Annotated in this window: 6 protein-coding genes; all 6 read right to left on the bottom strand. The window is 57.7% G+C overall.

Annotation, left to right across the window (positions count from 1 at the left end; all coding sequences use genetic code 11):
• The coding region (locus tag BN1127_RS14805; RefSeq protein ID WP_231557498.1) for a retention module-containing protein at positions 1 to 1,556 on the bottom strand (1,556 nt) is incomplete at its 3' end.
• A 270-nt stretch (positions 1,557 to 1,826) separates the two neighbouring features.
• Positions 1,827 to 3,752 carry an EAL domain-containing protein gene (locus tag BN1127_RS14800; protein WP_042649952.1) on the bottom strand — a complete coding sequence of 642 codons (1,926 nt, stop codon included), beginning with the start codon at positions 3,750 to 3,752 and terminating at the stop codon, positions 1,827 to 1,829.
• A gap of 3 nt (positions 3,753 to 3,755) precedes the next feature.
• Positions 3,756 to 4,526 carry a transglutaminase-like cysteine peptidase gene (locus BN1127_RS14795; RefSeq protein WP_236544861.1) on the bottom strand — a complete coding sequence of 257 codons (771 nt, stop codon included), beginning with the start codon at positions 4,524 to 4,526 and terminating at the stop codon, positions 3,756 to 3,758.
• A 99-nt stretch (positions 4,527 to 4,625) separates the two neighbouring features.
• The gene (locus BN1127_RS14790) at positions 4,626 to 5,966 is read right to left on the bottom strand and encodes a TolC family outer membrane protein (RefSeq protein ID WP_042649951.1); all 1,341 of its coding nucleotides are present in this window, start codon (positions 5,964 to 5,966) and stop codon (positions 4,626 to 4,628) included.
• Positions 5,967 to 6,001: 35 nt separating this feature from the next.
• Positions 6,002 to 7,417, bottom strand: a complete 1,416-nt coding sequence (locus BN1127_RS14785) for an HlyD family type I secretion periplasmic adaptor subunit (protein ID WP_025327371.1) — start codon at positions 7,415 to 7,417, stop codon at positions 6,002 to 6,004.
• Positions 7,410 to 9,524, bottom strand: a complete 2,115-nt coding sequence (locus tag BN1127_RS14780; protein WP_082030114.1) for a type I secretion system permease/ATPase — start codon at positions 9,522 to 9,524, stop codon at positions 7,410 to 7,412. Before BN1127_RS14780 ends, BN1127_RS14785 begins: the two co-directional genes overlap by 8 nt.
• Positions 9,525 to 9,540 lie beyond the last annotated feature (16 nt).

The raw sequence follows: 9,540 nt of genomic DNA, 5'->3' as shown, positions 1-9,540 counted from the left end.
ATCTGAGTGCCCTGGCCATTGGCGGCCTGCGGATCAACCGCATAGAGGCCGCTCGCCACATTGCTGCCAGTGAGGGCCAGGTTGTAGCCGATGCTGCCCGCCCCGTCCGCACCGAAGGCATGGCTGAACTGGGCTTGCACCGTAGCGGCAGCCAGGGTCGCACTACCTATGCCATCGCTGTCTGCACCATCCAAGGCAGGCAAGCTCTCGTCCACGCTGACCACACCCAGCTCACCGGCCCCAGGGAGCAGGCGCACGCTGGGTACGTCATCCAGTATCACCACATCCAGACTGGCACTGGTGCTGTCGCCATCGCTATCTGTCAGTACAACATTGAAACTCTCGGTCAGAGCCGTGTCATTGGCAGGCTGGTTGTGGGTCTCGTTATCGCTCAGGGTGTAGCTGTAAGTCACCGTGCCGGCGCCTGTCACCGGGTTGTAGCTGATTCCTGTCACCAGCAACTGATTGCCCAGAGGGCTTGGGATCCCCTGCGGGAAACTGGTGATGACCTGGCCGTTACTGATCAGTACCACGCCACCCAGAGCCAGGCTCTGGATACCATCTGCCGCATTGAAGGTGAAGACGCCACTCTTAGTCAGGTCCGCAGTATCCGGGCTGCTGCCATCTGCCAGTGCAGCTTCATTCAGGACAACCTCACCACCGTCTACTTGCAACCCTTCCAGGGAAACGGGTTCATCCACGGGAGTAATGGTAACCGTCAGTATGGAGACATCCGTATCGGCACCATCGGTCACAACGTAGTTGACCGGAGGCACTGATCCTGAGTAGTTCGGGGCCGGCGTAAAGGTATAGGAGCCATCGGCATTGATGATGAGGGTGCCTATCCCGTCCAATGAACTCTCGACGCCAGCCGAAATACCGGTGTTGCTGCCCCAGCTATAAGAGACAATCGAGGCATCGAGCGGGCCATCCGAGTTGCTGCTGTTGGTCAGCAGGTTGCCACTGATGGCTTGGTCTTCCAGGGTGACGGCAGACTCATCCAGATCATCAAGATCATTCTCGGGCAGGAGATCGTCTTCCTGAAGCACATTCTGCTCAGGCAAGGTGTCATAGCTGGTATCGAATCCGGCAGCGGCAATGGTTGCATCACCAATACGATCGATGACGACAAAGCCGCCGTTGCCGCTGGCTCCCGCGACCCCGCCGATGCCACCGCCGCCACCCGCTGCAGGTGCCCCGCCGGCTGCCGCAGCCTCAAAGTTTTGAGTCGGGTCGACCCCTTGCAAGATGGATTGTTGCAAGGCCGCAATTTCCGGCGACACCTCTGGCGAGCCCGCCTGACGATTGGCGACCGATGAGGAGGGTTGTCCATCGGCGGGAATATCCGGGCCAGCAGGGGCTGCATCGGCCGGAGCCGGGCTGTCATCGTAGGGTGCCAACATCAATTTGGCATCGTCGGCAATATTGAGTCTGGCTCCCGGCTGCAATATCTCGCCAGGCTGAAGAGGACGGCTGCTGCCATCGGCAAGCAGGATCTGAACATTGCCTTCTACGGAAGAGACGACGACGGTTTTGTCGATGATTTGGGTGCGCATATCCATTGCTCCAGGGTGACAGATCTTGATGCCTACACTCTAGATGCGCGTCCATCAGGCTTCAGTTGCAAAAATGTACAACATTGAATCTGTTTGGCTTCATCCGATGCAGCGAATCGAATGAATTTTTTTTACACAGGTAAATCAATAAACTAACAACACATTTTTCAGACCTTCTGCATACTCATCGAACAAAAGCTCCTCCATATATTCTAAATAGATATAAAAAAGGGCCCTTATTGGGGCCCTTTTCAGTATAGGGGGTATGACTCACGGCAGTGGGAATGCCGGATGAACGAAACCCTGATAACCGTCTATGTGCAGACGGGCCAGCATCTCAACCTGCTGTTGATCCTCCACTCGGGTGGCAATGGTCGTTACACCCGCATTGTGGGCCGCCCTGCAGACTGCGGCCAGGAAGGACGTATCCGCTCCCGGCTCCATGATCTGGCTGGTATAGCCATGATCAACCTTGACGTAGGCAGGGGCCAGCTCCTCCAGATACCCAAGGGACTGGAAGTGGCGACCATAGTGATCGACCCCCCACAGGAAACCATGCTCTCGCAGCACATCGACCAGGTTGGTCACATGCTGCTTGTGTTTCATGATGGCGGCCTCTGGGATCTCGAACAGCAGTTTATCCTTCAACTCGCCGTTCACGGCCAGATAGCCTCTCAGCCAGGTCAGGAACTCATCCGAGCAGAGTGATCCTGCGGTGATATTGACCGCCAATACCAGCTCGGATTGCTGCTTGAACAAGGGCAAGCAGGCCTCCAGTATGGTCTTATCAAACTCGGCGCCCATATGGAACTGCTCGATGGCAGGCAAGAACTGGCCAGCGAAGTAGTCGCTGCCATCTCGCGAGATGGCAGCGAACAGCTCGGCATGCAAGCGTGTGCCATCATCGAAGCGACAAGCAGGCTGTGCCTTGAAGCGCCACAGGTTTCTGGCCATTGCATCCTGCACCAGATCACGCCAGGCGAGACGTCCCATCAAACCTTGATCCGCGCCCCCTTCCATGACGACGGCACCCCGTCGCTCGTTGCGGGCCTTGCCCAGCGCATTGTCCGCCTTGGTCAGCAGGGCAGAGAGATCATCATTGCCATCACGACCGGCGATCCCGACCACGGAGAGTGCACCGCTCTCACCCATGGGATTGACCACCAGATCGGCGATACGGCTATTGATCAGCTCCGCCAGATCCTTGAGTTGTGACAGATCATCGGTAGGGCATAGCAAGGCGTATTCGGTAGCCGAAATCCGGGCCAGCGCCGCACCATCCCAACCATCCAACAACTCTCTGAGCACCTGGGCGATGGATTTGACCATGTTGTCCCTCGCGGCAAACCCTTCTTCACGATAGAGATCGTCCAGCATGTCGACGGCCACCAACATGACCCCCCCTTGTCCCGCCTCGGCGATCCAGGCATTGACCTGCCCCACGAAGTAGGAACGGTTGCCAAGCCCGGAGACCGCATCCACATAGACCCGGGCGCGCAGATTCTCGGCTTCATCAGCCTGCTCCTTGAACTGCACCGCCAGCTTGCTCGAGAGGGTATTGATGGCCTGCACCACCTGTTTCAACTCGCGACTCTTGGGCTCAGGAATGGTGTGCCCGAAATGGTGAAGCTCTATCTCGACCGCCTGATCGCAAATGAGCTTGAGCGGTTTGAGCAGGTAGTTAAGTGCCCGCATCAGCAGTATGGTGGTGATCAGGAAGCCCACAAGGAACCAGGTCGCCAGCTCGCTCATCCCCTTCCAGAGCTCGTAGTAGGCCTGTCCCGGATGGCCCACGATCTTCAGCTTGCCCAGTTGCAACCAGCCCGACGTCAGAATGGATTCGTTGGATACCTCAGGGAAGAGGCCCAGCCCGATGAACCACTGCGGCACCCCTTGAATGTTGCTGCTGTTCTCGAGTTCGATGACATCCTTGGAAGCCAGCAGATCCAGGCGAACCAACCGATAGTAGCCACCGTCGAACACGGCCTTCATGACGGATTCGGCACTCACCTTGTCCCCGTTCTCCAGATAAGGTGTCAACGCCAGACCCAGGGCAGTGGAGGTGTTGATGACGGTAGTTTCCTGCTGCTGCGCCAGATAGTTGCGAGTCGAATTGAACTGTACCCAATAGGTGGCAGCAAACAGCAATCCGAACAGTAACAGCATGGTTGCCAATAGTTGTCTGTAGAGCGTCATAGGTTAATCATCCAAATTCACCACAGGCCGAGCCAATCGCCCTGAAGTCATGCGATTGCGTAAGTCAGTCCATAATCCCAAGCGGGATGATTGCCCGGCCAGTTCCCCTTGACCACGCGCCTTCATCAACCACAAGTGACTACCGTTAAAGCTGTAAATTGGCATCAGATCCGCCCGCTGATTGGCCGGGCGAATGGCGCCGACAATATTGTCCAGAATGAGAGGGACTGATGCGGGCGTTTCATAATAGGCAACAACCATATGAAACTGGTTATAATCCAATGCCTTGACATATACCATCCGCATTTTTTCATCCGGAATGCCCAGTTCAAGCAGCGTAAAGTACTTGGAAATGCTGAAGTCTTCACAATCTCCACCAGCCGCCCCCAAAAACTCCAGCGGGGTCGCCCAATAATCCTTCTTGTGCCACAGCTTGATGTCATCGATAAATTGCATCTGATTGAAAAACTGGTTCACCTTCTCCAGCTTCTGCCGCTCTGCCAGACCCGCAGTCCGGCTCTGAAGGGCCAGAGTGCGCCAGCTGGTGACTCGCTTGCCTGCACGAGGGCCATACGTCTCCTCCGCTCGTTTGACCAGCGTCAGATCTTCTGGCGACAAAGGCTGGCTGGCGCTTAGCAGCAGAGGGATCGACAACAGAACCAGCCACAGCAGGTGGAGCCGCCAACGTTGCACGGGGCGGATGGACCATGCTGGCCAAAAGAGCCTGAAGCTCCCAGCCTTGTACCACGATGTCACATGTTTCCCCTGCGGCATTCCATCGCAATCTTCAGTTGAAAACCAGATTCATAAAAGAATGACTGCAGCAAGCTGCAGCCATTTTTTCTGACTGAGATGGCATCAGCACGATAACCATCAGTTGTTGTTGGCCTGCCACTCGGCGGGCGGCTGGACATTCATGGCATTGAGCAGTCCCCCGGTGGCATTGAGGATACGGTAATCCGCCAACAGGGAATCATACTCGGCCGTGATGTAGCTGCGACGGGCCTCGAACAGTTCGTTTTCCGTGTTCAGCACGTCCAGCAAGGTCCGTTGTCCCAGACCAAACTGCTTCTTGTACGCCTGTACGGTGTCGTAGCTGGCGTCCACGTGCTCTTTCAGGAAGACTTTCTGCTTGGCCAGCGACTCCTTGGCATTCCAGGCGAGTCGGGTCCCCTCTTCCACCTGACGGAAGGCATTCAGGTGAATGTCTTTTGCCTGGGAATAGAGTGCCGAGGTGGCCTTGCTTTCAGCCAGATCGGAGCCGCCACGGAACAGGTTGTAACGCATCCGGACCATGGCGGTGAGGTCGTCGTTGCGTCCTTTGACCGCATCGATATCCTCGTTCCAGTTCTGATCCACCTCGAAGGCCACGTTCGGGTAGAACCCGGACTTGGAGCCTTCATGCTGATACTTGGCCTCTTCGATGTCTTGCAGAGAGGACAGCAGGGTCGGGTGAACCTCGGTGGCCGTCTTCAGCGCGTCCTCCAGAGTGGCCGGGATCAACTGGCTGTTGGGAGCCGGCTGCACCAGATCCTTGGGCACCTCATTCACGACCCGGATGAACTCGCTCTCGGCATCCCGATAGTTGTTCTCCGCGGCCGCCTGGTTGGAATAGGCACGTGCCACACGACCATCGATCTGGGTCTGGTCCGCGGTCGAGCCCAAACCTGAGTCTGTCCGTTTCTGAATGTCGCTGCGGATCTGCTCGTGGGTTTCCAGGTTCTGCTTGGACAGTTCCAGGATCTCCTGCTGACGCAGCATGTTGAGGTACACCTCGGCCACACGCAGCGCCGTGTTCTCCGCCTCGGAGATCATGGCCAGACGCTGGGCCTGGGCTGCGGCATCGGTCCGGGCCACGTTGCTGCTGACATCGAAGCCGTCAAACAGCATCTGGCGCAGGCTGATCCCGGCCTCTTTACGAGTCATGGAATCATCGATGGAACCATCGCCCGTCAGCTCGCCTGTAGCACGACGGGTCGAGGGGCTGTCGGTCTTCTCGTAACCCACGCCGCCACGCAGATCGATGGTAGGATAGTAGCCACCCTTGGCTCCATCATGCTGGTACAGTCGTGCCTGATAGAGATCAAAAGCTTCCTTGATTTTCGGATGGGTAGCCAGTGACTGTGCCACTGACTGTTCCAGTGTCTGTGCCTGGCTCAGGCCCGGGAACAGTATGGTGCCACTAACCAGCATGGCAACAATCGTCTTCTTCATGGTATCTCCAGTCATGTTGTTTTTAGATTGTTGGCTTATCGTTCTCTCAGTGCCGACTGCTTAGCCCGCAGGATGGGCTTGAGCAAGTAGTCTAGGACACTTTTTTTGCCAGTAATGATATCTGCACTGGCTAACATACCGGGGATGATGGGAAGTGCGTTAAGCTCATCGCCCAGATAACTCTTCTCGGTACGCACCCGAACCAGATAGAAGGAGTTGCCCTCCTCATCCTGGATCGAGTCGGCACTTATCTGTTCAACCTTGCCATGTAAACCTCCATAAACAGTGAAATCATAAGCGGTTATCTTGACCACGGCCTCCAGCCCGGGTCGCAGGAAGGCGATGTCCTTGGGTGATACCTTGGCTTCCACCAGCAGGGTGTCCTCCAGCGGCACTATCTCCATCAGATCCATGCCAGGCTGTACGACCCCTCCCAGGGTATTGATCTTGAGCTTCTTGATGGTGCCCTTGAGCGGCGCTATCACGCTGGTACGATCGACCCTGTCCCGCAGACCGACCTGGCCTTCGGACAACTGGCTCAGCTTGCCCTGGCGTTCATTGAGCTCGGTCTGGGAGTCCGCTCTGAACTTCAAGGCGATGTCATTGCGCTTGGAGATGGTCTCCCGCAGCACCGAGTTGAGTTTGGGGATGAGCAGGCGGTTGGCTTCCAGCTCACCCTGCATCTCGTTGACCTGCCGCTCCAGTTTTATTAGCTCCACTTGAGGAACTATACCCTCTTTTGCGAGAGGCCGGCTGATGTTCAACTCCTGGCGGGCCAGATCCACGCTGCGACTCACCGTCCGTATCTTGGCATTGAGCTCTATGGTCTCCTGCTCCTTCTGCTCGATCTGCTGACCGAGAATGTAGAGCTGGTTGTTCAAATTGTTGAGCCGCTCGTCCTGTACCGACTTTTCACGGGCCACGTATTCCGCAAAGACGTTCTCGAACCCTTCGGGGAAGACGATAGGCTGCTTGTCGATGACCACCTGCTCACGCCAGCCGAGGTTGGGTTCTCTCTTGACCACCACACTGCGGATCTCGGCACGCAGACGGGCGATGTCGCCCTTGAGGATCACCAGCTCCTGTTCACGCTCGCGAAAATCCGACTTGAAGCGGGTATCGTCTATGCGCAGCAGAGGCTGCCCCTCCTCGACTATGTCCCCCTCCTTGACGAAGATCTCCTTGACGATCCCCCCTTCCAGGTTCTGGATCACCTGCAGCTGGCGGGACGGAATGACCTTGCCCTGACCGACGGTGACCTCGTCAAGCTCCGCCCAGGCGGCCCAGATGATGGCACTCATGAAGAACAGGAAACAGGCCCAGAGCAGCACCTTGGCGCGGGTTGGCGTGCTCAGCAAGACGGCGGCGGCACCGTCGTCGACATACTCGAGATGCTCGGGGGCGGGCAACACTGTGTCTGGTGCCGTTTTCTTGAACCAGTTGTTAGCCATTGGCCGTCTCCTGCACCCGCACCTTGCCTTCCTTCAGTTGTTGCAGCACCGTCTCCTTGGGGCCGTCAGCCACTATCTTTCCCTGTTCCACGACGATGACCCGGGAGGCCACATCCAGCATGGAGGTTTTGTGGGTAATGAGGATCAGCGTGGTTTCAGGACCCAGCCTGGCCAGCTCCTGCTTCACATGCATCTCTGACTGGTTGTCCATGTTGGATGTTGGCTCATCCATCACCAGGATGGGGGGATCGTTGAGCAGGGCACGGGCCAGCAAAATGGCCTGGCGCTGACCACCCGAGAGCTGACGCCCCCCCTCGCCTATCTGCCGGTCCAGCCCATTGGGATCCCGATTGGTGAAGTTGGTGACGCCGGCCCGCTTGGCGGCGCGCACAACCCGGGCATCATCCACCAGCGGGTTGCCCAGCATGATGTTGTCTCGCACCGAGCCAAAGAAGAGTGTCACGTCCTGCGGCACACAGCCGATGTTGCGACGGATGGCGGCTGGCGGCAACTGATCCAGCTCGAAGCCATCGAGGCGCACCAGACCGTCCGTCGGTCGGTAGAGCCCCATCAGCAGCTTCTCAAGGGTGGTCTTGCCCGCCCCGATCCGCCCTATGATGGCCACCTTCTCCCCCGGCTCGATGCGCAGGTTGATGTTGTGCAGGGTGCTGCTTTCCATGCCCGGGTATTTGAAGGAGACGTTTTCGAACTCGATGCGGCCCTGGATGATGGGGTGGTGAATGTACTGCTTGCCCTCCTCCTGCTCGCCCGGCGTCATCATGATCTTCTCCAGGATCTCCAGGGCGGACTTGGCCTGGTTGTAGCGGGTCGACAGCACGGAGAGCTGCACCATGGGAGCGATGGCGCGGCTGGACAGCATGACGGCGGCGATCATGCCCCCCATGGTCACCAGCCCTTCGGAGATCTGGTAGACCCCGACGATGACCAACCCCACTGTCACCACCTGCTGGATATAGCTCGCCAGAGAGGACATGGAGTTGGTGATGCGACGGGTCTGCACGCCCCAGGTTGAGATGTGGGACACCGCCTGCTCCCAGCGGTGCTGGAACATGCTCTCGGCGCCGAAGATCTTGACGGTCTCAAGGCCGGAGATGCTTTCGATCAGGTTGGCGTTCTTCTGGGAGGCCAGGCGGGAGCCCTCCTCGATGGACTGCTTGAGCGGTGCCTGGATATAGAAGCTGTAGGCCACCAGGATCAGCATGGCGACGATGGGCACTACCACCATGACGCCGGCAAACAGCCAGATGATAAAGAGGAAGAAGACCGCAAACGGCAGATCAATCAGGGTCGATACTGTGGCGGAGGTGAAGAACTCCCGCACCGATTCAAACTCCTGCAGATGCTTGGCGAACGCCCCCGTCGAGGCAGGGCGGGACTCCATCTTCATCCCCATGACCTTGGCAAAGATCTTGGCCGACAGCAGCACATCCGATTTCTTGCCGGCAATGTCGATAAAGTAGCTGCGCAACTGGCGCATCACGAAGTCAAAGGTAAACACTACCATGGCCCCTACCGCCAGCACCCAGAGGGAGTCGAACGCCAGGTTGGGCACTATCTTGTCGTAGACATTCATGGTGAACAGAGGGCTGGCCACCGCAAAGAGGTTGATGAGAATGGAGGCAATCAGCACATCGCGATAGATGCCGCGAGATTCAAACAGCGTGCTCCAGAACCAGTGACCGTCCCGGGTCTCCAGCACCTTGGGGGAGCGTTCATCAAACTTGAACTGCTTCTTGACGAAGAACAGCCGGCCGTTGTACTCGTCGCCCAGCTGGGCTGTGCTGACCCACTGCGCCGCGTCACCGGCCTGGGGGAAGATGACCTTGGCCTGGCTCCTGTCCTTGCTCCATTCCAACAGGATGCAGGCGCCGCCATGGCGCGTCTGCAAGACGCAGGGCAACAGCAGGGGGGATATCTGTTCGAGTGGCTGGATGACCTCACGGGCGGACAGACCGCCACGTTCGGCAGCGCGGCTGAAGAGTGCCGTGCTCAGACGGCCCGAGACCAGTGGCAAACCCGTTGTGAGGGCATCCTGGCTATTGGGCACACCATAAAAACGGGTCAAAAAGACCAGGCACTCCAGCAGGGCGAGATCGTGAACA

This window comes from Aeromonas media (genome assembly GCF_000819985.1).
In the GTDB taxonomy this organism is placed as follows: Bacteria; Pseudomonadota; Gammaproteobacteria; order Enterobacterales; family Aeromonadaceae; genus Aeromonas; species Aeromonas media.
The sequence above is the reverse complement of the archived record's forward strand: the minus strand, read 5'-3'. Positions and strand labels throughout refer to the sequence as shown.